The sequence below is a fragment of the Pseudomonas fluorescens group sp. genome (assembly GCF_020093335.1).
Taxonomy (GTDB): Bacteria; Pseudomonadota; Gammaproteobacteria; order Pseudomonadales; family Pseudomonadaceae; genus Aquipseudomonas; species Aquipseudomonas petroselini.
In genome coordinates, this window is sequence record NZ_JAIOKW010000001.1 from 322808 (window position 1) to 347996 (window position 25189).

A 25189-nucleotide genomic window follows, 5' to 3' on the forward strand; every position below is an offset into this window, starting at 1 on the left:
TTCCAATCAATCGCAGCCACATGAATTACGCCATTGCAAGGTCGGCGCCAGGCGCACGCTGTGGGGCGGTGCGGTGGGACACGCCATGCGGTGCAACAGCAGGTTTACCGCCTGGGCGCCGAGTGCCTGGACCGGCTGAGCGATCAAGGTCAGGCGCGGCACGAAAAAATCCGCCCAGTCGAAATCATCAAAGCCCACCAGGGCCATCTGTGACGGCACGTCGATCTGCGCGTCACGCAGGGCCTGCATGGCGCCGAGCGTCATCAGGTTGTTACCGGCCATGATCGCCGTGGGCGGTGGCGCCAAGGCGAGCAGCTGCACCGTGGCTTGGCGGGCGGGCTCAGTATTGGAGCCGCCGTTGACGAGCAGTTGCGGATCAAACGCCAGCCCCGCCGCCTGCAGCGCAGCCCGATACCCGGCAACGCGCTCGTCGGTGGTGCTGAACCCCTCGCGCCCGGCGATAAAGCCGATCCGACGGTGACCATGGGCAATCAGGTGCTCAACCAGGGCCTGGGTCGGCTGGGCATTCTCCACCCCGACCTGGTCGAAGTGCTCGCTCATCATGCGGTCCACCAGCACAGCGGGAATTTCGTTGGCCCGCAGGTACGCCAGGGCCTTGGAGCCGTTTGACGGCGCCAGCACAATCCCGTCGACCCGCCGATGATGCAGCGCCGTGACCACCCGCAATTCCTGCTCCGGGTCGTCGTGGGTATCGACAAACAGCATCATGAAGCCGTGCTTGGCGCACTCGGTTTCAATCGCGTGCACGGTTTCGCTGAAGTAATGGTTGGACAGCGCAGAAATCGCCACGCCGATGGTGTTGGTACTGGAGCGGGCCAGCGAGCGCGCCAGGGTGTTGGGGATGTACCCCAACGCCTGGATCGCGTGCTGCACCGCCTGCACCGTGGCCGGGCTGACTTTGCGGGTGCCGTTCAACACGTGTGACACGGTCGACGTCGACACCCCTGCCCGGCTTGCCACGTCATCCATGGTCACCACGGTGCAGTTCCTCTCACTGGATCAATGTTTGCTCGACCAACCACTGTAGGTAGCGACGTTGTCGCGGGTAATCAGTTTTGGCGTGAGCAGAGTAATCGCTTCGGCAGGGGCTTTGTCGTTGAGAATGTCATTGCCCACGTTCACTGCCGTTTGCGCCATGGCCCAGGGGTCCTGGCTGGCCGATGCCTGGATCTGCGTGTCGGTCTTCAGCGCGTTCTCGATATCCGGCGCACCGTCCACCGAGGTGATGATGATGCCGCTGCGCTTGAGCTGCTTGGCCGCCAGGTCGCTGCCGATGGCTTGCGGGTCGTTGATCGCGAACAGTCCGTCGATTTTCGGGAAGCGCGTGAGATAGCCCTGCATCACGTTCAGGCCGCCTTCGCGGGAACCCTTGCCGTCCTGGTCATCGGACAGCACCTTGATCTCCGGCGCGGCCGCGAGTGCGGACTTGCAGCCTTTGACTCGGTCAGTCACGGCGGTGACTTGCGGGCCGTTCTGGATAATCACATTGCCCTTGCCGGCCAGCTTGTCCACCAGGTACTGGCAGGCCAGCTTGCCGGCTTCGACGTTGTCGGTCTGCACGGTGGCGTTCACGCCCTTGGCGTCCACGTCCACGGCGACCACGACGATGCCGGCGTCGCGGGCTTTCTTGATCGCCGAGGCCATGGCGGACGGGTCGACGGCGTTGATCAGGATCAGGTCGACCTTGGAGGAGATGAAGTTATCGATCTGCGAAAACTGTTTGCTCAGGTCATAGTCGGCGGACACCGAGGTGACCTTGACGTTGGGGTTCAATTCCTTGGCCCTGGCGGTCGCGCCGTCGGCCAGGGTCACGAAATACGGGTTGCCCAGTGAGCCCATGCTGATGCCGAGCGCTTTCAACTCTCGGGCCTCGACGACGTGGGACATCAGGGCAGCCAAGGCAATGACGGGAAACATGCGTTTAAGGTTCATGCGGGTCTCTCTTGTGATTGTTGTATGAGTGAAATCAGGTCCGCGCACCGGACTGGCGATAACGATCCAGCGCCACGGCGCCAATGATCACGATGCCCTTGATGATGTACTGCCAGATGTCCGAGACGCCCAGCAACACCAAACCGTTGGTGAGTACCGCGATGATCAGCGCACCGATCAGCGTGCCGCCGATGGTGCCGACGCCGCCGGTAAAGCTGGTGCCGCCGAGGATCACCGCGGCGATCGCATCCAGCTCATAGGATTGCCCCAGTTGCAGGCCGTTGGCGGCGAACAGGCGCGACGCGCTCATCACCGCGCCCAGCCCGGCCAAGGCGCCGGACATGGCGTAGACAAACAGCAGCACCTTCCACACCTTGATCCCCGACAACCGCGCCGCTTCAGGGTTGCCGCCCACCGAATAGATCTGCACGCCCATCACCGTGCGGCGCAGGATGAACCACGACAGCGCCACCACCGCCACGGCGATCACCACCAGCCAGGGCACACCGAGGATCGAATCATTGCCGATAAAGGCAAACGGCAGGTCCGGGTTGAAGACGGTCTTGTCGTCCGCTAGCAGGCGAGCCAGGCCGCGCATGGCGGTCAACGCACCGAGGGTGACGATAAACGGCGGCAAGCGCATGAAGGCGATCAACCCGCCGTTGACCAACCCGAGTAGCAGCCCGAAGCCGATACCGGCGGCGATCCCGAACATGCCGAACTGCGGCGACATTGACGCTTGCAACGCCACCACAGCCGACGCCGCCAGGATCGCGCCCACCGACAGATCGATCCCCGCCGTGAGGATCACAAAGGTCATGCCCGCCGCCAGCACCACGTTCACCGAGGCCTGCTGGGTAATGATCGACAGGTTCTGCACCGTCAGGAAGTTCTCACTGGCCAAGGCAAAGCCCACCAGCAACAGGATCAGCACCGGCAACATACCCACTGTGCGCATCAGTTCGCGTGCGCGCTCAGCTTTACCGATTGTTGCAACATTCAATTCAGCCATTGGCTACCACCTGATCGCCACCGGTGGCGAGGTCAATAATACGTTCCTGGGAAATAACCTGGCCTGACGCGCCGCCGACTTCAGCCACCAACTGGCCTTCGCGCATGATCAGCACGCGGTCGCAGGTGCCGATGATTTCCGGCAGTTCGCTGGAGATCACCACGATGCCAACGCCGGCCTGGGCCAGTTGATTGATGATGCGGTAGATTTCGGACTTGGAGCCGATGTCCACGCCGCGCGTGGGCTCGTCGAGGATCAGCACATGCGGCTTGACCTCCAGCAGTCGCGCCAGCAGCACCTTTTGTTGATTGCCGCCGGACAAGGCGCCGACATTGACCTTGCCCGACGCCACGCGGATCGACAGCGACTTGATCGCGTCCGTGGCGCGCTGCGCGGCATGCCCGCGATCCAGTACGCCGGCATGGGCATCCGGCACGCAGGCGCAGACGTTAATGTTGTCGGCCACGCTCATGTCCAGGAACAGGCCTTGGGCCTTGCGGTCTTCGGTGAGGTAAACGACGCCTGCGCGAATGGCATCCGCCGGGGTGCGCAGTTGCGTGACGGTCTTGCCGACCACTTCCAGCGTGCCGGAGGTGCGCGGGTCGGCGGCGAAGATCAGGCGCGCCAGCTCGGTGCGCCCTGCCCCGACCAGGCCGGCAATGCCCAGCACTTCCCCGGCATGCAGGTCGAAACTGCAGTTGCGCACACGCTTGCCGTCGGCCATGTCGCGCACACGCATCACCACGTTGCCGGGGTTGTACGCCGCGTGTTCCTTCTTGTAGAAGCCGGACAGGTCGCGACCCACCATCATTTTCACCAGCACTTCGGCCGACAGCGCCTCGCGGGTCAGTTCGCCGATGTATTGGCCGTCGCGCAGCACCGACACACGGTCCGACAACTCATAGATCTCGGCCATGCGGTGGCTGATGTAGATGATCGCCAACCCCTGGCTGCGCAGCTGTTTGATCAGCGCGAACAGGCGGTCGGTCTCACGGGAAGACAACGGCGTGGTCGGTTCGTCCATGACCAGGATCTTGGCGTGAGCGTGCAAGGCGCGGGCGATTTCCACCAGTTGGCGTTCGGCGATCGACAGGCTGCTGACCCGCGTTGCCGGGGTGAACTCCGCGCCCAGGCGTTGCAGCACTTCGATGCAACCGGCTTCCATGCCCTTGCGGTCGATGGTCCAACCGCGCCGCAGTTCGCGGCCCAGGTAGATGTTCTCGGCCACGCTCAGGTTGGGGCACAGGCTCAGTTCCTGGTAGATCACGGCGATGCCGAGGGCTTTGGCGGTGGCAGGGTCGAAGGTGGGAATGGTTTGACCGCCAATGCGGATTTCACCGCCAGGGTCGGCTTGGTAGGCGCCGGAGAGGATTTTCATCAGGGTGGACTTGCCGGCGCCGTTCTCCCCCATCAAGGCGTGGATTTCGCCGGGGTAGACCTTCAGGCCGACATTCTTGAGCACGCGCAAACCGTTGAAGGTTTTGCTGATGCCCTGCATCTCAAGCAAGGGTTCAAGGCTCATCTATGAGCTCCTGGATTTTATTATTTTTGTATTCGCGCTCCTTGGATCAGAGCCGATTGCCACCGACTCTAATCAGATACATTTGCTTACGCAAGCGCTTGCTTGCGCCGTTTGTCGCAAGATGAAACGTTTCATCAAGCGCTTTTTTAGCTATTTCGGCATTTCTAACGTTTTGGCAACATGCGCAGCAAGGTGTTGTCCCGTACCCAGTAATGGTGGAACAGCCCCGCTACCGCGTGCAGGCCGATCAACCAGTAACCGGCACTGCCCAGCCACTCATGCCAGTGTTTGAACTGCTTGGCCAGATCCGGGTCAGGCGCCACCAGCGAGGGCAATGGGAACTCCAGATAAGGCAGCGGTTTGCCGGCGGCGTTGAGCATCAACCAGGCCAGTAGCGGCGTAACGATCATCAGGCCGTACAACGCCATGTGCATCAAGTGCGATACGCCCGTCTGCCAGGCAGGTGGGCGCGGCACAATCGGTGGCCGCGGCGCCAGGCGCGCCCACAGGCGCAGCCAGACCAGCAGGAAAATTCCGATGCCGAACAGTGCGTGCCCGCCCAGGAGCACGCCCTTGAGCGCATGGCCGCGAGGCAGTAGGCCTTTGATTTCAATGCAGCCATAGACGCCGACGAACAGCGCCAGCATCAACCAGTGCAGCGTCATCGATAGCCTTGCGTAGCGTTGCGTGATCAGGGGGTCGCTCATGGGAAACACACCTTGTGCAGGAGGGCGGCCTTACGTGGCAGGGAAGAGTCGGCGCCACCCTGCCCGACAAGTCTTAAGGCAATCTGAAGATCGATAGAACGGTCATTTTCGCCACATTTTCGCCACCTTCAGACTTCGTTAAGAAATGCCTTTGATACTCCTCCCAACTTCACTGGGGAGGCGTAACGCCAATGCCCGATATCGATTGGAACACGCCATTACCGCTGCTGTTTGGCCAGGCCGACAGTGCACCGTTGCGCCTGGCTCGCGCCCTGCCCCAAGACCCTCAGCGCCCTGACTTCGAAGCGTTTATCCAACAGCGTTTTCGCATCGCCCACGGGGCCGATATCCGCCATTTCATGCCGCAGCTATTCGGCGTCAGCCAGGCCAGCGGTGACCTGTGTGCCGTCGCCGGCGTACGCCTGGCGAGCGCTGAGCCGTTGTTCCTGGAGCGTTATCTGGACCATGCGGTCGAGCCGCTGATCAGCGCCGCCGCCGAACACCCGGTAGAGCGCAGCGCCATTGCCGAAGTCGGCAACCTCGCGGCCAGCGATACCGGCAGTGCGCGCCTGAGCATCATCGCCATTACCTGGCTGCTCGCCATGGGGGGCCTGGAGTGGGTGGCGTTCACCGGCAATATCGGCCTGGTCAACAGCTTCCACCGCCTCGGCTTAAAGCCCGTCACCCTCTGCGCGGCCGACCCGCAGCGCCTGGGCGATGATCGCCACCACTGGGGCAGTTACTACGAAAGCCAACCCTGGGTGCATGTCGGCAATATCCGCGCCGGATTCGTCCATTTGCGCAACATGGGCCTGTTCGCGCGCCTGGGGTTGCCTACCACGATCGAGGACACCAGCCATGTCGCCTGAAACCTGTCGCTTCCACGCCGTACTGCGCGGCCATGCCGAACGCAACGATGGCGCCATCGCTCTGTGGGGTGACGCAATGAAAATGGACTACACCTCATTGTTCGCCGAAGTCGCGTATCGACAGGAGCGCCTGCGCGATGAGGGCGTCAAGGTCGTGGCCCTGGCCCTGGACAACGGCGTGGACGCGATGCTGTGGGACCTGGCGGTGTTGTTCGAAGGGTTAACTTGCCTGACTCTCCCGCCGTTCTTCAGTCCGGCCCAGCGCATCCACTGCCTTGAACAGAGTCACGCCGAACGGGTGATCGCCGAGCCTTACCTGGAGGCAGAATTGCTGGCCGGCGGTTACCGTCAATCCGGCGACTTCTGGTGCCGCGGCTTCGAAGGCCGACCTTCCATGCCTTCGGGCACCGCCAAGGTGACGTTCACGTCCGGTACCACCGGAACGCCCAAGGGGGTCTGCCTGAGCGCCGACAGCCTGCTTCGGGTCGCCCGCGAGTTGCACCAGGCGAGCCACATCACCGATCCGCGCCATCACTTGGCGCTGTTGCCCATTGCGATTTTGCTGGAAAACCTCGGCTGCTACGCGGCGCTGTATGCCGGCGCCACGCTGAGCGTACCCAGCCAGAAGAGCCTGGGCATCCAGGGCGCCAGCGCGGTAGACGCCGCACAGTTGCTCGGGTGCCTGGCGACGCGCCAGCCCCACAGCCTGATCCTGGTTCCGCAATTGCTGTTGATGCTGGTGATCGCCGCCGAGCAAAAGGCATTCAGCCCCCAGGGCCTGCGATTTGCCGCCGTCGGCGGTGCCCGTGTGTCCAAGGCCTTGCTGCAACGCGCACACCGGCTGGGCATGCCGGTCTACGAAGGTTACGGGCTCTCGGAATGTGCCTCTGTGGTATGCCTGAACGCCCCCGGGGCGCAGCGTCCAGGCAGTGTCGGGCGGCCGTTGCCCCATGTTGAACTCCGCTTGGCCGAAGACGATGAGGTGCTGATCAAGGGGTCGACACTGCTCGGCTACCTGGGCCAGCCCGATCAGCCCGAACAATGGTGGCCCACCGGCGATCTCGGTGACTTTGACGCGGACGGGTTTCTTTACCTCAAGGGCCGCAAGAAGCATCAATTCGTCACCAGCTACGGACGCAACGTCAACCCCGATTGGGTCGAGGCCGAGTTGACGCAGGACGGCGTCATCGCCCAGGCGTTCGTCTATGGCGAAGCGCTGCCGGAGAACCACGCCTTGCTCTGGCCTCATCGCGCCGACTGCAGCGACAGCCAACTGGCCGCCGCCGTGGCGCAGGCCAACGTCGGCCTGCCCGACTATGCCCAGGTACATCGCTGGACGCGCCTGGCAGAACCCTTTACCGCAACCAATGGCCTGCTCACCGCCAATGGTCGACCACGACGCGACGCTATCGTCGCCTGGTATCAAGCCCAACTTGCCCCGCGACTCAACGAGGAAACCTCATCGTGAATTTTTTCGACACGCTTCAAGAAGCCACCCAGCAGGAACGCCAGGCACTGTTCAATTTGCCGATTATTCGGGAGGCCCTGGAGGGCAAGGTCAGCCTGGAAAGCTATCGCGCGTTCCTGACTCAGGCTTACTACCACGTCCGGCATACCGTGCCGTTGATGATGGCCTGCGGTGCGCGCCTGCCGTCGCGCCTGGAGTGGTTGCGCAAGGCCGTCTGTGAGTACATCGAGGATGAATATGGCCATGAACAATGGGTGCTCAATGACATCGCCGCCTGTGGCGGTGACCAGGACGCCGTGCGTGACGGGCGCCCTGGCTTGCCCATCGAGCTGATGGTCAGTTACCTCTATGACCTGATCGCCCGTGACAACCCGGTCGGCCTGTTCGGCATGGTCAATGTGCTGGAAGGCACCAGCATCGCCCTGGCCACCCATGCGGCCGGCAGTATCCGTGAGCGTTTGCATCTGCCTGACACGGCGTTCAGTTACCTGAACTCCCACGGAGCCCTGGACATCGGCCACATGGAAACCTACCGACGCTTGATGAACAGCCTGGAAGACCCCGACGACCAGGCCGCGGTGATCCGCGCATCCAAGGTGGTCTACGCCCTGTACACCGACATGTTCCGTAGTCTGCCGCGCCTCGGGGAGGCTTCCGATGCGCCTGTCTGATGCGCGCGTGGTGTTGACCGGCGCCAGCGGTGGCATCGGCCTGGCAATTGCCACCGCCCTGTGCGCCAGCGGCGCGCGGGTGCTGGCCGTGGCCCGTCATCGGGTGCCGCTGGAGGGCTTGCTTGAGCGCTACCCCCAGCAGCTGTGCTGGGTCGGTGCCGACCTGACCTTCCTCGCTGACCGCCGTAAGGTGCTGGCCGCCGCCGAAGCCATCGGGGGGGTGAACCTGCTGATCAACGCCGCCGGTATCAACCACTTTGCCATGCTGGAACAGCTGGACGACAACGAAATCAACGGCATGCTGGCACTCAACATTACCGCGCCCATCTGCCTGACCAAGCTGCTGCTGCCGCTGCTCAAGCAAGCGCCGAGCGCCATGGTCGTGAATGTCGGCTCGACCTATGGCTCCATCGGTTACCCCGGCTACGCCACCTACTGCGCCACCAAGTTCGCCTTGCGCGGTTTTTCCGAAGCCTTGCGCCGGGAACTGGCCGACACCCGTGTCGGCGTGCTGTACGTGGCGCCACGTGCGACCCGCACCACGATGAACAGCCCGGCGGCACAGGCCTTGAACGATGCGCTCAAGGCCAATGTCGACGACCCGAACACGGTGGCGCACGCGGTCATCCAGGCGATTGCCAACGAACGTCGCGACCTGTACCTGGGCTGGCCGGAGCGCTTCTTTGTGCGCCTCAACAGCCTGTGGCCGAACCTGGTCGACCGAGGGTTACGTAAACAGCTGCCGCTGGTACGTCGCTTGATCGATAAACCCGTGAAAAAGGACCTGAAACCATGAAACGACTGCTTGCCGCGCTGCTGCTCTGTGCCTTGAGCCCCTTCACCTGGGCGCTGGACACCGCCGACCAGCAGCGCCTGAACGATATCCAGGCACGCTGGGCACAGATCCAATACAACCTGCCGGAGGAACAACGTACCCAAGCGTTCGAACAACTGGCCGCCCAGACGACGGCTTTCACCCAGGCCCGCCCACAGACCGCCGAGGCGTGGATCTGGTCGGGGATTGTCACCAGCAGTTGGGCCGGTGCCCAAGGCGGGCTCGGTGCGTTGAGCAAGGTCAAGCGGGCCAAGGTCGATCTGGAAACAGCCCTCGCCCTGGACCCGAAGGCACTGCAAGGCTCCGCCTACACCAGCCTGGCGGCGTTGTACGACCGCGTACCCGGCTGGCCAATCGGCTTCGGCGATGCCGACAAGGCGCAACAGTTACTGAAACAGGCCTTGCAACTCAACCCGGCGGGCATTGATAGTCTGTACTTTTGGGGAGACCACCTGTACCGGCAAAAGCGTTATGGCGAAGCGCGTGAGGCTTTGCAAAAAGCCCTGCTGGCCGCGCCACGACCCGGTCGGGAAACCGCCGATGCCGGGCGGCGCAAAGAGATCGAAAGCCTACTGGCCGACATCCATAAAAAACTCAACTGACCAGGAGTCCGCGTGCGCCTATTACTGATCGAGGATGACGACGCATTGGGGGGAGGCATTCACCAGGCACTGGCGCGTGAGGGGTATACCGTCGACTGGCTGCAAGACGGCAACAGTGCCTTGCATGCCCTGCTCAGCGAAACTTTTGACGCCGTGGTGCTTGACCTTGGCCTGCCACGCATGGACGGACTGGAAGTGCTGCGTCGCCTGCGCGACAGTGGCGCGACCGTGCCGGTGCTGATCCTCACGGCGCGCGACGCCACCGAAGACCGCATCGCCGGGCTAGATGCCGGCGCCGATGACTACTTGGTCAAACCGTTCGACCTGGCTGAACTCAAGGCGCGTCTGCGCGCCTTGTTGCGCCGCAGCGCCGGGCGTGCCCGGGTGGTAATCGAGCACGCGGGTATCTGCCTGGACCCGAGCACGCAGCAGGTCAGTTATCACGGTGTCCCCGTGCTTCTCACCCCCAAGGAATATCAACTGCTGCACGAGCTGCTATCGCCGCCCGGCCGCGTCATGACCCGTGACCAGTTGATGCAATTGCTCTACGGCTGGAACGAAGAAGCCGAAAGCAACACCCTGGAGGTGCACATCCATCACCTGCGCAAGAAGTTCTCCAGCGAACTGATTCGCACCGTCCGAGGTGTGGGCTACCTGGTCGAGGAGCGCCGATGACTTCGATCCGGCGACGAACCCTGACCCTTATTATTGGCCTGCTGCTCACCGGGCTGCTGGTGATCAGCGTGCTGAACCTGCATGACAGCAATCACGAAATTGCCGAAGTCTACGACGCACAACTGGCGCAAAACGCGCGGCTGCTCCAAGGCGTCATGAGCATGCCGCTGGCCAGCAAAGACCAGGCAGACCTGTATCGCGCCTTCAATAAAGCCTTGGGCGAAGCCATGCCCAAGGTGGATGGGCACCCTTATGAAAGTAAAATCGCCTTTCAGGTGTGGAACCCGCAGGGTGAGCTGCTGGTGTTTACCGCCAGCGCCCCTTCCTTCTCGAAGCCGCCTGCACAGCCGGGGTACAGCAACATCAACGACCTCAATGGTCGGCAATGGCGCGGCTTCGTGCTCAAGGACAAGGACAATGGCCTGCGCATCTGGGTGGGCGAACGCGACGATGTACGGTCCGACCTGGTGCAACGCATCGTGCGGCATACCCTGTGGCCCAATGTGCTGGGTAGTCTGATCCTGGCCGCGATGGTCTGGCTGGCCATCGGTTGGGGGCTCAAGCCGCTGGCCGATATGGCTGCCACGTTGCGTGCGCGGCACTCTGGCTCACTGGAACCGATGCAACTGACCCCCTTGCCCACGGAGCTGGAGCCCATGCAGGCGGCATTGAACCGCATGCTGGCGCAGATCCAGGAGATGCTCGGCCGTGAGCGCCGCTTTATCGCCGACGCCGCCCACGAAATGCGTACGCCCCTGGCGGTATTGCGGGTGCACGCGCAAAACCTACTGGAAGCCGGCACAGACACCGAACGCCGCGAGTCCCTGGCTTTTCTGATCACCGGCGTCGACCGCACCACCCGCCTGGTCAACCAATTGCTGACCATGGCGCGCCTTGAACCCAGCGCCACACAGCCATCCGTACAAACCATCGACCTGGCAACGACAGTGCGTGAAACGCTGATCCAGCTGACACCCTGGCTGCTGAGCAAAGGCCTTGAGCTGGTGTTCGACGTGGACGATGCGCCGTACCGCGTGACGACCGATGCCGGCGCAATCAACATCGCCCTGACCAACCTGGTGACCAATGCCGCGAATTTCTCTCCGGAATACGGGGTCATTACGGTGAGGTTGTGCCAGGTCCCCAAGCGTTTCGTGCTGACCGTGGATGACCAAGGGCCCGGCATTGAAGAAAGTGAGCGTGACCGCCTCTTCGAGCTGTTCTACAGCCGGGGCAACGCCGAAGGCGCCGGCCTGGGCCTGACCATCGTACACACCATCGCCCAGCGCCTCGGCGGCCAGGTACGCCTGGAAAACCTGGCGGCCGGAGGGCTGAGAGCAACGCTGGAAATCCCGCAGTCATGACCGACTGTGGGGGGCACGTTGATGCGTCACTTGAGGACGACAGCGCGCGCCAATGCATTCAAACGAATGCATGTCGTCGACGCGACAGCCAATGCCCCGCTCCGCGAGCTGAACCGTGCCTCAGGGTTACACAGCGCCATTTATCTGGGTAAAAGTACCCAGGTCGACAGTAGTGTGACGTGGTGAACAGCACTGAACGGGCGCCCCGAGCCCGTTGTCGGCATACATTCGTTTGAGCGTATTCGTACCGCGCGGGGTGCGGTATCTGCTATCGTCCAAGGACCTCATCTCCTCCTCATCGCGTTGCTGCGATTTTCTGTGAGTATGCTCTGCGGCCGTGTCAACGACGCGTCCGGGCCTTATCTGCACGGACAACAACGCAGTGGACAAACCAGCTGTTGGCACCTCCCCCGAACCCCAATCGCGGGCCGAAAAAATCGTCGAGTTCAAACGGCAGAAAACCCTGCTCAAGACCGGCGCCCTGCAGGACGCGATCTTCAACAGCGCGTACTTTTCCAGCATCGCCACCGACGAGAAAGGCGTCATCCAGATCTTCAACGTGGGCGCCGAACGCATGCTCGGCTATGCCGCCGCCGATGTGGTCAACCGCATCACCCCTGCCGACATCTCCGACCCCGTCGAACTGATCACCCGCGCCGCCGCCCTCAGCCTTGAGCTGGACACGCCGATCACGCCGGGTTTCGAAGCGTTGGTGTTCAAGGCCTCGCGTGGCATCGAAGACATCTATGAGCTGACCTATATCCGCAAGGACGGCAGTCGCCTGTCGGCCATGGTCTCGGTGACCGCCCTGCGCAACCGCTACGACACCATCATCGGCTACCTGTTGATCGGCACCGACAACACCGCGCGCAAGCAGGAAGAAGCCGAGCGCAAAGGCTTCGAGCGGGCGCTGGAAGAGAAGAACCTGGAGCTGGAACACGCCAGCCACATGAAGTCCGAGTTCCTCGCCACCATGTCCCATGAACTGCGCACGCCGTTGAATGCGGTGATCGGTTTTTCCGAAGCGCTCAAGGATGGCCTGGTCGGCGAAATGAGCGACACCCAACGCGAGTACATCGGCGACATTTTCACCAGCGGCCAGCACCTGCTGTCGCTGATCAATGACATCCTCGACCTGTCCAAGGTGGAGGCCGGCATGATGGAGCTGGAACTGGAAGCCGTCGAGCTGGCGGGGTTATTGGCCAACAGCCTGCTGATCGTGCGGGAAAAAGCCGCGCTGCACCGCATCCAGTTGAAACTCGAAAGCCCCGAAGACCTCGGTTGCCTGGCGCTGGACCTGCGCAAGACCAAACAGATCGTCTACAACCTGCTGGCCAACGCCGTAAAGTTCAGCGAGCACGGCAGCTCAGTGACGCTGACGGTGCGCCAGGTGCCCCGCGAACAGGTCGGGCAGATTCCAGGCGAATGGCCGGTGTACAACTTTGCCTTGCCCGATAGCCCCCACCAACAGTTCCTCGAGTTGAGCGTCAGCGACACGGGCATCGGGATTGCCGAGGACGACATGGGCAAGCTGTTCAAGGCATTCAGCCAGATCGACAGTAGCCTGGCGCGCAAATTCGAAGGCACCGGCCTGGGGCTGGCGATGGTCAAGCAATTGACGGACCTGCATGGCGGCAGCGTCGCCGTGGCCAGCCGCGAAGGCTGTGGCGCACGCTTTGTGGCCTGGCTGCCGCTGCACCGCGCCCCGGAGGCGGCATGGCCAACATCCTGATCGTTGAGGACAATGAGGCCAATATGCGCCTGGCGCGCTTATTGCTCGTGAATGCAGGTCACACCGTGCTGTGGGCGCCCGATGCCGAAACCGGCCTGACCCTGGCCCGCGAACAGCAACCGGCGCTGATCCTGATGGACATCCAGTTGCCGGGCATGGACGGCCTGGCCGCCACCGCGCTGCTCAAGCGTGACCCGCTTACCGCACACATCCCGGTGATCGCCCTGACGGCCATGGCGATGAAAGAAGACCGTGAAAAAACCCGGCTGGCCGGCTGTGACGCCTACATCATCAAGCCGCTGCGTTACAAAGAGCTGTACCAGGTGATTGACACCTTGCTGCAACAGCACACCAAACCCCTCATATGAGTCCTCTCCATGGCCAGCCAACCCGCGACGCTGTTGATCGTTGATGATGAACCTCAGGTTCGCAAGCTCCTGGAAACCTTGCTGCAACACGAGGGCTACCAGACCCTCACGGCGGGCAGCGGCGAAGAAGCCCTGCAATTGGTGGCGCAACAGCCACCGGACCTGATCCTGCTGGACATCATGATGCCAGGCATGGACGGCTACGAAGTCGCCAGCCAGTTGAAAGGTGATGAAACCACGGCAGGCATTCCGATCATCATGTTGTCGGCCCTCAGCGAACCGAGTGCACGGGTCAACGGACTGGAGGCCGGCGCCGAGGAATTCATCAGCAAACCCGTGGAGCGTGTCGAGCTCTGGTTGCGGGTACGTAACCTGCTACGGCTCAAGACGCGCGGCGACTGGGTGAGCCATTCACGCGAGCTGGCGCAACGCCCTACCGGCATGAACGTGCATGACCTGGCCCGGCAAGACTTGGAAAATGCCTTGCGCCAGGCCGTCGAACACCATGAATTCACCCTGCATTACCAGCCCAAGGTCGAAGTCGCCAGCGGCCGCTTGTGCGCCCTGGAGGCGTTGCTGCGCTGGGAACGGCCGGACTATGGCGCCGTGTCGCCGGCCGTGTTCGTGCCCATCCTGGAAAGCCTGGGCTTGATCGTGCCCGTGGGGCGCTGGGTGATCGAACAGGTGTGCCGACAGATCGCCGAGTGGCAACAAGGGCCGATTGGCCCGGTGGAGGTGTCGGTCAACGTCTCCGGTCATCAGTTGATCGAAGGCGACCTGATTGCCGATATCGCGCGCCTGCTCAAGCAAAACCAGGTCGAGCCGCACTGGTTGGAAGTGGAACTGACGGAAGGCTCGTTGATGGAAAACACCCAGCACACCATCGCCAGCCTGCAACGCTTGCACACCATGGGCGTGAAAATCTCCATTGACGACTTCGGCACCGGCTACTCGAGCCTGGCGTACCTGCGGCGGTTTCCCATCGACACGCTGAAGATCGACATCGCGTTTATCCGCGAAGTCACCAGCAACCCGCAGGATGCGGCGATCACCCGCACCATCATTGAACTGGCCCACAGTCTCAACCTGCGGGTGGTGGCCGAAGGCGTGGAAACCCAGGCGCAGTTGGCGTTTTTGAAAGAGGCCGGCTGCGATCAGATCCAGGGGTACCTGTTCAGCCGGCCGTTGCCGGTGGAAACCTTGGAGCGCCTGTTGCTGGAGCGCTTAGAGGGGCCGTGAAATCGGCGTGGGCGCAATCACATTGAACCTGCACGCGACGCTTGCTCTCAAACCAGGACAGACCACGGCCCGGTAGATGTCCGATGACTTTTATTCTATGGATGGCCGTACTGGGCGCCGTATTGCTCACACTTGCCCTCACCTCCTCTTACCTGCGCTGGATGCCGGTCACGACCTCGGCGGTATGCCTGCTCCTGGGCGTAGGGATCGGCCCGCTGGGCGTCGACCTGTTGCACCTGGATATCAAGCATTCCGCGCGCTGGATGGAGCACCTGACCGAAGTCGCGGTGCTGTTTTCGCTGTTCGTCAGCGGTTTAAAGCTGCGTCTGCCGCTCAAACACCGGCTCTGGCGCATCGCATTTGGCATGGCCGGGCCGGTGATGCTGCTGACCATCCTTGGCCTCTGCCTGGCGCTGCACTACCTGTTTGCAATGTCGTGGGGCGTGTCGCTGCTGGTGGGGGCGATCCTGGCACCGACCGATCCGGTGCTGGCGGGACTGGTGCAGGTCAATAACGCCCAGGATTATGACGCGCTGCGCTTCGGGCTGTCCGGTGAAGCAGGCTTGAACGACGGCACCGCCTTCCCGTTTGTGATCTTCGCCCTGCTGTTCATGCAGCACGGCGGGTTTGACGGTGATTGGCTGGGCGGTTGGGTGCTGAAGAACCTGGTCTGGGCGGTACCGGTCGGGTTGTTGATCGGCTATTGGATGGGCCGCGGCATTGGCCGGGTGACGCTGTGGTTGCGCATCACCCACAGTGACAGCACGCTCTCGCCCAATGACTACCTGACGCTCGCCTTGATCGCGCTGGCCTACGTAGTGGCCGAAGCGGTGGGCGGTTATGGCTTCCTGTCGGTGTTCGCGGCAGGGCTTGGTCTGCGCCAGGCGGAATTTCGCTCAACCGGCAGTTCGCAGACACCCTCCGAGCACCTTGCGCTGCCGGTGGTGGGTCACTTGGAAGTCGAGCCCGAGCACGCGCTGCAGGGCGACGTCAGCGAATTGAAAGAGACCCAGATCGCCGCCGGCGTGATGATGGGCGACATGCTCTCATTCGGCAGCCTGGTGGAGCGTTCGATGGAGGTGTTCCTTGTGACGGTGCTGGGGATCGTGCTGGTGAGCCATTGGGATTGGCGCGCGTTGCCGGTGGCGGCATTGTTATTCTGTGTGATTCGCCCGATGGGCGTGCTGGCGATGCCCTGGGGGCGTCTGGTCGACCTCAGGCAGCGCGGCCTGATGGGCTGGTTCGGGATTCGTGGGATCGGCAGCATTTACTACCTGTTCTACGCGCTCAATCATGGGTTGATCGGCACCAGCAGCGCGGTGGCCGTGAACCTGACCCTGTCCGTCATAGCCTTGAGCATCGTCGTTCATGGCCTGAGTACCCAGCCGATGCTGGCGTGGTATGAACGACGTGCCCAGGTGAAAGCTCAGTCTTGATCCTCGCTATTGCCCACATCTGCCGCTTCATCCAGATCGTTGAGCGGCACTTCTGCATCGTCCATCAACGAACCCGGGTCTTCATTGCCCGGATCGTTGAGTTCTTCGTCGAGTTCTTTTGACATGACCGTCTCCTCTAACCGCCTTGGGTGTCGATATCAGCATCGGTTTCAGGCTTGGGCTCGCGCTCGGGCTTGAAGTCTGGACTGTAGTCGTTTTCCTTGGCTTTGGGGTCTTTGGCTGGAGCCGGGTCCTTGGGCGCGTCGGCAGCGGTCCCCGGCGCCGGTTCGCCGCCGTCGATGGCCGGATCATTACGGTTATCGAGTTGGGGGTCTTTATTCGTGCTCATGGGTCACCTCTTGGTAGGCCGGAGGGAAATCAGCAGGGCCTGAAGGTAAGGCGCTGCGCCGACCGGCGAAGTTCCGTCCGATTGCTCACCGGATCGGATTGTCGACCTGGATATAGAACGCATAAATCCCCAGCACCAGCCAGAACACCATGAACAGCCAGGGCGCACGCATGGAGAACAGCAACGACTTGCGATAGCCCTTGTGGGACGACTCCATTTCGGAAAACAGCGGCGACTCATCGTAGGCCAAGCCCATCACCGGCTCGCTGCGCAGCAGTTCGCTTTGCTTGTAGTGCCAGTGGTCGATGATCTCGTACGCGGCCCGAATGCCTGGCCAGGCGTTAAGGGAGCTGAGAATGCCCAGCGAGACCAGGAACACCGGCACCACCAGGGTGAACAGCTTGCCCCACTCCGGGTTGAGGTTGCCCATGCCGGACACAAAGGCGATGACCAGGAACGACTGCGCGGTGAGGTAGGCGTCGGTGCGGTTGGCCAAAATGGTGGTTTCGTACTGGATTTCGCGCCGGTAGAAATCGAGGCGGTCCTTGGGTGAGCCGAAGATTTTCGCGGTGTGTTCGCTGTGGTCGGCCAGCGCCGCTTCCGGCGTATTGGGAGAAGGAATGATTCTGGGCACGACAGTGCTCCACACAGGTTCGAGTCCTATTAGAAGAATCGGGGGTGGGTGAAGTTCAAGTTTGTTCGCGCACCATCCCGGCGCACTGCGTGCCCCATGGAAGACAGGGCTCTTGTAGTGAGCGGGCTTGCCCCGCGCTGGGCAGCGTAGCGGCCCCCAACAAACAGGAGCGCTACGCACTCCAGCGCGGGGCAAGCCCGCTCACTACACAGAATTTGGGCGTTTCGGCACAGGCATTGCTTAAACCATTCATCTGCCCGAATAAAGGAGCATTCGTTACCCCCCGACCCAGAGCCGACCCCACAAGAAAGTAAGGACCAGGCCCATTGGCACCATCGGCCACGGGCTCATAAAAATATGCGGTTTTTTAAGCGGCAGTGCCACCCAAGCTCTCCTCGGCACTGACAAGGTACTGGAATGGCTCTATCTTTCTTCGATGAAATGAATGACGCGAACGGCGCGTGCCGCGCGCACTATCAGGATTTCTCCCGCTGGCTGGCGAATACGCCGCAGGAACTGCTGGCCCAGCGTCGCCGTGAAGCCGATTTGCTGTTTCACCGCGCCGGGATCACCTTCACCCTGTATGGCGACGAACAAGACACCGAGCGCCTGATCCCCTTCGACATCATCCCGCGCAGCATCCCCGCCAGTGAATGGAGCGTGATCGAACGCGGCTGCATCCAGCGCGTCAACGCGCTGAACATGTTCCTCGCCGACATCTACCACGACCAGCGCATCATCAAGGCCGGGATCATTCCGGCGGAGCAGGTGCTGGGCAACGAGGGCTACCAGAAGGCGATGGTCGGCCTGGACCTGCACCGCGACATCTACTCGCATATCTCCGGGGTGGACCTGGTGCGCGACGGCGACGGCACCTACTACGTGCTGGAAGACAACCTGCGCACCCCCAGCGGCGTGAGCTACATGCTCGAAGACCGTAAAATGATGATGCGCCTGTTCCCCGAGGTGTTTGCCAAACAGCGCATTGCGCCGGTGGACCACTACCCCAACCTGCTGCTCAAGACCCTTAAAAGCTCAAGCCGCCTGGACAACCCCAATGTGGTGGTGCTGACGCCGGGGCGCTTCAACAGCGCGTTCTTCGAGCATGCGTTCCTGGCACGGGAAATGGGCGTGGAGCTGGTGGAAGGCGCCGACCTGTTCGTGCACGACCTCAAGGTGTTCATGCGCACCACCGATGGCCCCAAGCCGGTGGACGTGATTTACCGACGTATCGACGACGCCTTCCTCGACCCCAAGGCCTTCAACCCCGAATCGATGCTCGGCGTGCCCGGCCTGGTCGCCGCCTATTGCGCCGGCAATGTGGTGCTGGCCAATGCCATCGGCACCGGCGTGGCCGACGACAAGTCGATCTACCCCTATGTGCCGGAAATGATCCGTTTCTACCTGGATGAAGAACCGGTGCTACAGAACGTACCCACTTTCCAGTGCCGCAAACCCGATGAGCTGTCTCATGTCTTGGCCCACCTGCCGGAGCTGGTGGTCAAGGAAACCCAGGGGTCCGGCGGCTACGGCATGCTGGTCGGCCCGGCCTCCACCGCCGCCGAGATCGAGGACTTCCGCCAGCGCATCAAGGCCCGTCCTCACGCCTACATCGCCCAACCGACCTTGAGCCTGTCCACCTGCCCGACCTTTGTCGAAAATGGCATCGCCCCACGGCATATCGACCTGCGGCCGTTTGTGCTCTCGGGCAAGGAAACCCGCCTGGTGCCCGGCGGTCTCACCCGCGTGGCGCTGAAGGAAGGCTCGTTGATCGTCAACTCGTCGCAAGGCGGCGGAACCAAGGACACCTGGGTGGTGGAGGGCTGAGTATGTTGAGTAGAACCGCCGCAGATTTGTACTGGATGTCCCGTTACCTGGAGCGTGCCGAGAACCTGGCGCGCATGCTGGAAGTCAGTTACTCGCTGTCGTTGATGCCCCAGGCCGGGCGCAGCGATGGCCTGGATGAGCTGGCCATGTCGTTGCTCAGCAGCGGCACCCTGGACAGCTACCTTGAGCGTCATAAACAGCTGGACGCCGAACGCATGCTGCATTTTTTCGCCCTCGACGAAGAAAACCCCGCCAGCATCTACAACTGCCTGCGCGCTGCACGTGGCAATGCCCACGCGGTACGCGGGCGCATCACCGCCGACATGTGGGAAAACCTCAACGCTACCTGGCTGGAAATGCGCAGCATCGCCGCCGGCGGCCTGGCGCGGCATGGCATCAGCCACTTTTGTGACTGGGTCAAGCAGCGTTCACACCTGTTCCGTGGGGCGACCTCCGGGACAATCATGCGCAACGACGCCTATCGGTTTATCCGCTTGGGCACTTTTGTCGAGCGCGCGGACAACACCCTGCGTCTGCTGGATGCGCGTTACGAGATGTTTGGCGAAGAGTCGGAAGAAGTCAGCGACTTGTCGGCACGCGGTTATTACCAGTGGAGCGCCCTGCTCCGCGCGTTGTCGTCGTTTGAGGCGTATACCGAGCTGTACCCGAATGCATTGAATGCGCGGTCGGTGTCGGAGCTGCTGTTGCTGCGCAGCGATGTGCCGCGTTCGTTGCATGCGTGTATCGAAGAATTGAGCCATATCCTGGCGGATCTGCCCGGCAGTTATGGGCGCACGGCGCAGCGGTTGGCGGCGGAGTTCGAGGCGCGGCTCAGGTATACCGGGATTGATGAGATTCTGGAGGATGGTTTGCATAGCCGTCTCACGGAATTCATCGACACGGTGCGCGAGCTGGCGCGGGCGATACACAGCTCATACCTGGAAGTGGTCTAAGCAGCCCCCGCTTTCCCTAGAAACCCGAGCATCAGCGCGTTGACCTGCTGCCCTTGCTCGTTCTGGATCCAGTGGCCACAGTTGAGCAGCACATGCTGCTCAAGGTGAGGCACCGACTCAGGCATGCGCTTGAGCGTGTGGGCCTCGAAGACCCCGACCGGGTCGCGGTCGCCGATCAGGAACAGCGTGGGTTGCAGCACCTGCTTGCCGGCCAGGCTTTCGGTGAGTTGCCAGTTGCGTTCGAAGTTGCGGTACCAGTTCAACGGGCCGCGAAACCCATGCTCGGCGAAGGTGTGCACGTAGACGTCCAGATCCGCCTGGGAGCACCAGTGCGGCAAGGCGCCGGGTGCCGGAACCCCCTCAAGCAACCTGGCATTCGCAGGTTTGCTTTGCAGAAACACATCCTGATCCTGCATGAACAGGCGCAAGGTACGCTCAATATCGGCGTTCAACTCCTGCTCGGCGACGCCCGGTTCCTGGAAATACAGGATGTAGTTGAAGCGGTCGGCGTACAGCTCGCGCATGATTTGAATCACCGGCCGCCGTGCGCGCCCGGCAAACGGCACCGACAGCGTGATCAAGCGCGTGATCCGTTCAGGTTCGAGCAACGCCAGGTGCCAGGCCACGACCGCGCCCCAGTCATGGCCGACCATGACCACCTGCGCATGGCCAAAATGGTCCATGGCCTGCTGGATATCGCCACACAGCGTCAGCAGATCATAATCGGCGATCTCGGCCGGCGAACCTGACTGGCCGTAGCCGCGCATCTCAGGGGCAAACACCCGATAGCCCGCGGCCGCCAGCGCGGGAATCTGCTCGCGCCAGGAGTGCCAGCACTCCGGGAAGCCGTGAAGCAGCCAGATCGGCCTGCCGTCTTCGGGACCGGCGATGTGGACGCTTAACTCAATACCGTTGACGCAGATGAGTTGCTCGCTCATTGGCATGGCCTTTTCGAGGTTTTTCCCAGCGTGCGGCATTGTTTTCAACGCCACCAGCATCATTGATCGCGGGAATGCCTCATGCAACCGCCCACCAACGCGGCAACAACTGCCGTACCCGCGCTTCGCCGAAGCGGTCATCGATCAACATCACCACGCCACGGTCCTGCTGGCTGCGGATGACCCTGCCCGCTGCCTGCACCACTTTCTGAATGCCGGGGTACAGGTAGGTGTAGTCGTAGCCTGAACCGAAGATCGCGCCCATGCGCAGTTTCATCTGTTCATTGACCGGGTTGAGTTGGGGCAACCCGAGGGTGGCGATGAAGGCGCCGATCAAACGGGCGCCGGGCAGGTCGATGCCTTCACCAAAGGCGCCGCCGAGCACGGCAAAGCCGACACCCTGGCTGTGTTCGGTGAATTGGTCGAGGAACGCCTGGCGCTCGGCCTCGGCCATGCCGCGTGACTGTTGCCAGAGTGTGATCTGCGGGTGTCGCTCGGCCAGCAACTGCGCCACCTGCTGCAGGTAATCGAAGCTTGAGAAGAACGCCAGGTAGTTGCCAGGCTGCCCGGTGTATTGGCGGGCGATCAGCTCAACGATAGGTTCCAAAGAGGCGTGGCGATGCACGAAACGCGTGGAGACCGCATCGACGATGCGCACCTGCAATTGCTCGGCCTTGAACGGCGACTCCACATCGATCCAGGCCGTGTCCGCCGGCAAACCGAGCAAATCCGCGTAGTAATGACGGGGGCTCAGGGTCGCGGAAAACAGCACGCTGCTGCGGGCCGCGGTCAAGCGTGGGCGGATGAATTCGGCGGGCACCACGTTGCGCAGGCACAGGGTTGAGCTGCTGCGTTTGCCGCTGAGCTGGCGTTTGCTGATGTCGAAAATGAAGTGTTCGTTGAACAGCTCGGCGACTTTGGCAAATTGCAGCACCTCGAAATAGAAGGCTTGCAGGTCGCCGCTGAGCGATTCGGGATGCTCATTGAAATACTCGCCCATGCTGCTGGCGCACAGGCTCAGGGCCTGCAACAGTTTTTCCGGGCGGGCGGCATAAGCCTGGTAGGGCGCGATCTGGTCCTTGTGCAGTGCGTTCCACTCACGGTTGAGGCGCTGCAAGGGTTTTTTCAAGGGCTCGGGCGCGACGTCGCGCAGGGTCTTGAGGTGGTATTGGTCGAGGCTCGCGCTGTACATCGAGCGGGCCCGTTCGACCAGGTTGTGCGCCTCGTCCACCAGCACTGCCGCGCGCCACTGGTTGAGCTGGGCCAGGCCGAACAGCATGGCGCCAAAATCGAAATAGTAGTTGTAGTCGGCGACCACCAGGTCGGCCCAGCGCGCCATTTCCTGGCTCAGGTAATAGGGACAGACGTCATGGGCCAGGGCCACGTCGCGCAGGTTGCGCTGGTCCAGCAGGCGCACCTTGGACGCGGCGATGCGCGCGGCGGGCAAGCGATCGTAGAAACCCTTGGCCAAGGGACAGGCGTCGCCGTGACAGGCGTTGTCCAGGTGCTCGCAGGCTTTGTCCCGCGCCACCAGCTCCAGGACGCGCAATTGCAGCTCGGGGCTGCTGGTGTGCAGCACGTGGGCGGCGTCCAGGGCGAGCTTGCGGCCGGGGGTTTTGGCGGTGAGGAAGAACAGCGTGTCCAGTTGCTGGGGCGCCAGGGCCTTGAGCAACGGGAAAATCGTGCCGATGGTCTTGCCGATGCCGGTAGGCGCCTGGGCCATCAGGCAGCGGCCGGTACTGACGGCCTTGTACACCGATTCAGCAAGCGAGCGCTGGCCAGGACGAAAACCGGCATGGGGAAACGCCAGGGCCTGCGCGGCCCTGTTGCGCGCTTCGCGGTGCGCCATTTCCTGCTGGGCCCAACCGAGGAACAGCGCGCATTGCTGGTTGAAGAACGGCTCCAGTTCGCTGGCGTGGAAGTGTTGGTTGAGCACCGTCTCGCCCTCGCCGACGATGTCGAAGTACACCAGCGCCAGGTCGATCTGCGAGAGGCCGAGTTTCTGGCACATCAACCAGCCGTACACTTTGACCTGGGCCCAATGCAGTTGCCGGTGGTTGGCGGGTTGGGCGTCGAGGTCGCCGCGATAGGTTTTCACTTCTTCCAGGCGGTTGGCGTCCGGGTCGTAGCCGTCCGCCCTGCCCCGCACCTTGAGTTGCTGGTACTCACCTTCGAGCGCCACTTCATTCTGGTAGTGCGGGCTGCGCCGCGAGGCGACGGTGCGGTGGCCGACAATGCCTTCCTGGGCGCTGGGCGACGGCGTGAAGCGCAGGTCCAGGTCACCGACCTTGGCCGTGAACTCACACAGTGCACGCACGGCAACGTTGTAACTCAAGCGGACGCTGCCCAGCGCACATAGCAGACCGTCACCGGCATCTGGTATTCACCGCAGAACTCCAGCCAGCGCAGCTGGTTGTCTTGCAGGCGATCGCCGGGGCCCTTGACCTCGATCATGCGGTAGGTCTTCTGCGCGGGCCAGAACTGGATCAGGTCCGGCATGCCGGCGCGGTTGGCGCGGATATCCAGCAGCAGCCGTTCAAACCAGTAGCGCAGGTGTTCGGCGGGCAGGCAGGCCAGGGCCTGCTCCAGCAGTTCTGCGCTGAGCAGGTTCCAGAACACGAAGGGCGACTGGATCCCCCATTTTTCGCTGTAGCGTTGGCGGATGGTGGTTTTGTAGCGCTCGTCCTGCAATTGTTCGAAACACGCGGCGAACAGCGGCGCGCGGCGCAGGTGAAAGTCTTCACTGTGCAGATCCGCCGGCCCACGCTGGAACGGGTGGAAAAACGAACCCGGCAGCGGCGCAAAGATCACGTCCCAGCACAACAGGCCGAACAGCGAGTTGATCAGGCCGTTTTCAACATAGTGCACCGGCCCATCAGGCTCGCTGAGGTGAGCCTGCACGCAATACTCCACCGACATCAGCGGGTCCGGTAGCGCGAGTGCCAAGTCCAGGCGCGTGACCGGCCGTGGCTTGACCTTGGGCAAGGCCGGCTCGCCCAGTTTGCGCCGCAGGCGTGGCACCACACGCAGCAAGTGCTGCTGCTCGGCGGCGCTTTCCGGGGCCTGTTGGGCGGCGTTCGCCAGGGCCATGGCTTGCACGTAGTGCTCCTGGCGCTCCAGCACACGGATCAAGCGTGAGCGGGCGCCGGGGTAGGCGCAGGCGCGATAAATCTGTTCCGCCAGCGCCAATTCGGCAGTGCGCTCGCAATATTGACCCACTTGGAACAACAGCTTGGCCCGCCGTTTTTCCAGCCAGGGATTGTCGGTGTTCAATGTGGCGACCTGGGCCAGTACCTCCTCCAGCGCCGCACCGGTTTCAAAAGCCTGCTGGCACTGGTGCAGGAACAGAAAACCCTGCACGTCATCACGGCTGCGCAAGCCACGGGATTCGGCGCAGAACTCGACTTTTTCGTAGGTGTAGATGCCCAGGTCAGCCAGCACGAACTCGGACCAGTCCTGATGCAAGTTGCCGAAGAACATCAGGCGCAGACGATCGCACAGGTCCATCACGGTGAGGCTGTACAACGTGTCGGCAAGGTCGGGGCACCAGTGGGCAAAGCAGCGATTGTCGGTGAAATGCGCCGACAACCCTTCCAGCCAATCGGTTTTCTTGGCTTTGGGTTGTTCGATCCAAGGCTTGAATGCAGCGAGAATCTCGCCTTTTTGCAGCAAGGCGAACAACGCGTCAAAGGCCAGCAGGCATTCGTCGTCAACCCAGCCCAGCTCCAGCAATGGCCCGGCAGCGGCCTGGGTGCAACCGATCTCCACATAGTTGAGCTTGCCCGCACGAAAATGCACGCCCTTGCGCATCACCATGCGCACCAATAAGGCCTGGGACGCTTGCGGCAACCTGTCAAATTGCTGAATGAAATGCTCTTCGTCCGGGTCGAGCAGATCCGCATAGCGTTGCCCCAGCCAATGCAGGACTTGGCGGAAGTTATGCAGGTAATAGAGCGGTTCTTCGAGGGGATTGGCCATGGCGCGCAGCGATCAAATACTGGTTATGCATACAGAGTGCCGTCGCAAAGGCCCGGT

Annotated in this window: 24 protein-coding genes; 13 read left to right on the forward strand and 11 right to left on the reverse strand. The window is 62.3% G+C overall.

Features of this window, described 5'->3' with window-relative positions:
- Positions 1–6: 6 nt before the first annotated feature.
- From K7431_RS01605 to K7431_RS01625, 5 genes are all read right to left on the reverse strand, one after another.
- A complete protein-coding gene (locus K7431_RS01605; protein WP_012724291.1) occupies positions 7–999 on the reverse strand; it encodes a LacI family DNA-binding transcriptional regulator in 993 nt (330 codons plus the stop codon).
- A gap of 21 nt (positions 1000–1020) precedes the next feature.
- Complete coding sequence (locus tag K7431_RS01610; protein ID WP_012724292.1) at positions 1021–1953, reverse strand: ABC transporter substrate-binding protein; 933 nt, start codon at positions 1951–1953, stop codon at positions 1021–1023.
- 34 nt (positions 1954–1987) lie between these two features.
- The gene (locus tag K7431_RS01615) at positions 1988–2965 is read right to left on the reverse strand and encodes an ABC transporter permease subunit (RefSeq protein WP_012724293.1); all 978 of its coding nucleotides are present in this window, start codon (positions 2963–2965) and stop codon (positions 1988–1990) included.
- A complete protein-coding gene (locus K7431_RS01620) occupies positions 2958–4487 on the reverse strand; it encodes a sugar ABC transporter ATP-binding protein (RefSeq protein WP_012724294.1) in 1530 nt (509 codons plus the stop codon). Before K7431_RS01620 ends, K7431_RS01615 begins: the two co-directional genes overlap by 8 nt.
- A 164-nt stretch (positions 4488–4651) precedes the next feature.
- Positions 4652–5194 (reverse strand): cytochrome b, encoded by a 543-nt coding sequence (locus tag K7431_RS01625; protein WP_043205360.1) that lies wholly within the window; start codon positions 5192–5194, stop codon positions 4652–4654.
- 191 nt (positions 5195–5385) lie between these two features.
- On the opposite strand from K7431_RS01625, the gene K7431_RS01630 reads away from it, so the two are divergent.
- From K7431_RS01630 to K7431_RS01680, 11 genes are all read left to right on the forward strand, one after another.
- Entirely contained in the window at positions 5386–6063 is a 678-nt protein-coding gene (locus tag K7431_RS01630; RefSeq protein ID WP_012724296.1) for a thermostable hemolysin, read from the forward strand.
- Entirely contained in the window at positions 6053–7531 is a 1479-nt protein-coding gene (locus tag K7431_RS01635) for an AMP-binding protein (protein WP_012724297.1), read from the forward strand. Before K7431_RS01630 ends, K7431_RS01635 begins: the two co-directional genes overlap by 11 nt.
- Positions 7528–8202: a TenA family transcriptional regulator gene (locus tag K7431_RS01640; protein ID WP_012724298.1), complete on the forward strand. Its 675-nt coding sequence runs from the start codon at positions 7528–7530 to the stop codon at positions 8200–8202. The genes K7431_RS01635 and K7431_RS01640 overlap by 4 nt, the downstream gene beginning before the upstream one ends.
- Entirely contained in the window at positions 8189–8998 is an 810-nt protein-coding gene (locus K7431_RS01645; RefSeq protein ID WP_012724299.1) for an SDR family oxidoreductase, read from the forward strand. The genes K7431_RS01640 and K7431_RS01645 overlap by 14 nt, the downstream gene beginning before the upstream one ends.
- Positions 8995–9639, forward strand: a complete 645-nt coding sequence (locus tag K7431_RS01650) for a tetratricopeptide repeat protein (protein WP_012724300.1) — start codon at positions 8995–8997, stop codon at positions 9637–9639. The genes K7431_RS01645 and K7431_RS01650 overlap by 4 nt, the downstream gene beginning before the upstream one ends.
- Positions 9640–9651: 12 nt before the next feature.
- The gene (locus K7431_RS01655) at positions 9652–10314 is read left to right on the forward strand and encodes a response regulator (RefSeq protein ID WP_012724301.1); all 663 of its coding nucleotides are present in this window, start codon (positions 9652–9654) and stop codon (positions 10312–10314) included.
- Complete coding sequence (locus tag K7431_RS01660; RefSeq protein WP_012724302.1) at positions 10311–11678, forward strand: sensor histidine kinase; 1368 nt, start codon at positions 10311–10313, stop codon at positions 11676–11678. The genes K7431_RS01655 and K7431_RS01660 overlap by 4 nt, the downstream gene beginning before the upstream one ends.
- A gap of 382 nt (positions 11679–12060) precedes the next feature.
- Entirely contained in the window at positions 12061–13410 is a 1350-nt protein-coding gene (locus K7431_RS01665) for a sensor histidine kinase (protein ID WP_043205361.1), read from the forward strand.
- Positions 13395–13778 (forward strand): response regulator, encoded by a 384-nt coding sequence (locus K7431_RS01670; protein ID WP_012724304.1) that lies wholly within the window; start codon positions 13395–13397, stop codon positions 13776–13778. The genes K7431_RS01665 and K7431_RS01670 overlap by 16 nt, the downstream gene beginning before the upstream one ends.
- Positions 13779–13787: 9 nt before the next feature.
- Positions 13788–15017, forward strand: coding sequence for an EAL domain-containing response regulator (locus K7431_RS01675; protein WP_012724305.1), 1230 nt, complete (start codon positions 13788–13790; stop codon positions 15015–15017).
- Positions 15018–15100: 83 nt separating this feature from the next.
- Positions 15101–16453, forward strand: a complete 1353-nt coding sequence (locus K7431_RS01680) for a cation:proton antiporter (protein ID WP_012724306.1) — start codon at positions 15101–15103, stop codon at positions 16451–16453.
- On the opposite strand, the gene K7431_RS30860 is transcribed toward K7431_RS01680, so the two are convergent.
- The 3 genes from K7431_RS30860 to K7431_RS01690 form a co-directional block, all read right to left on the reverse strand.
- Positions 16444–16578 (reverse strand): hypothetical protein, encoded by a 135-nt coding sequence (locus K7431_RS30860; protein ID WP_255610698.1) that lies wholly within the window; start codon positions 16576–16578, stop codon positions 16444–16446. The two genes, K7431_RS01680 and K7431_RS30860, sit on opposite strands and share 10 nt — an antisense overlap.
- A gap of 11 nt (positions 16579–16589) precedes the next feature.
- A complete protein-coding gene (locus K7431_RS01685) occupies positions 16590–16802 on the reverse strand; it encodes a hypothetical protein (protein ID WP_012724308.1) in 213 nt (70 codons plus the stop codon).
- Positions 16803–16887: 85 nt separating this feature from the next.
- Positions 16888–17436, reverse strand: coding sequence for a hypothetical protein (locus K7431_RS01690; protein ID WP_012724309.1), 549 nt, complete (start codon positions 17434–17436; stop codon positions 16888–16890).
- A gap of 417 nt (positions 17437–17853) precedes the next feature.
- Between K7431_RS01690 and K7431_RS01695 the strand changes: the two genes are divergently transcribed.
- A complete protein-coding gene (locus tag K7431_RS01695; protein WP_012724310.1) occupies positions 17854–19263 on the forward strand; it encodes a circularly permuted type 2 ATP-grasp protein in 1410 nt (469 codons plus the stop codon).
- Positions 19264–19265: 2 nt separating this feature from the next.
- Positions 19266–20216 carry an alpha-E domain-containing protein gene (locus K7431_RS01700; RefSeq protein ID WP_012724311.1) on the forward strand — a complete coding sequence of 317 codons (951 nt, stop codon included), beginning with the start codon at positions 19266–19268 and terminating at the stop codon, positions 20214–20216.
- Here K7431_RS01700 and K7431_RS01705 read toward each other — a convergent pair.
- From K7431_RS01705 to K7431_RS01715, 3 genes are all read right to left on the reverse strand, one after another.
- Positions 20213–21154: an alpha/beta fold hydrolase gene (locus tag K7431_RS01705; protein ID WP_043206256.1), complete on the reverse strand. Its 942-nt coding sequence runs from the start codon at positions 21152–21154 to the stop codon at positions 20213–20215. The genes K7431_RS01700 and K7431_RS01705 overlap by 4 nt on opposite strands.
- Positions 21155–21233: 79 nt before the next feature.
- Entirely contained in the window at positions 21234–23489 is a 2256-nt protein-coding gene (locus tag K7431_RS01710; protein ID WP_012724313.1) for an ATP-dependent DNA helicase, read from the reverse strand.
- On the reverse strand, positions 23486–25132 hold the full coding sequence (locus tag K7431_RS01715) for a VRR-NUC domain-containing protein (protein ID WP_012724314.1): 1647 nt from the start codon (positions 25130–25132) through the stop codon (positions 23486–23488). The genes K7431_RS01710 and K7431_RS01715 overlap by 4 nt, the downstream gene beginning before the upstream one ends.
- Positions 25133–25189: the final 57 nt, after the last annotated feature.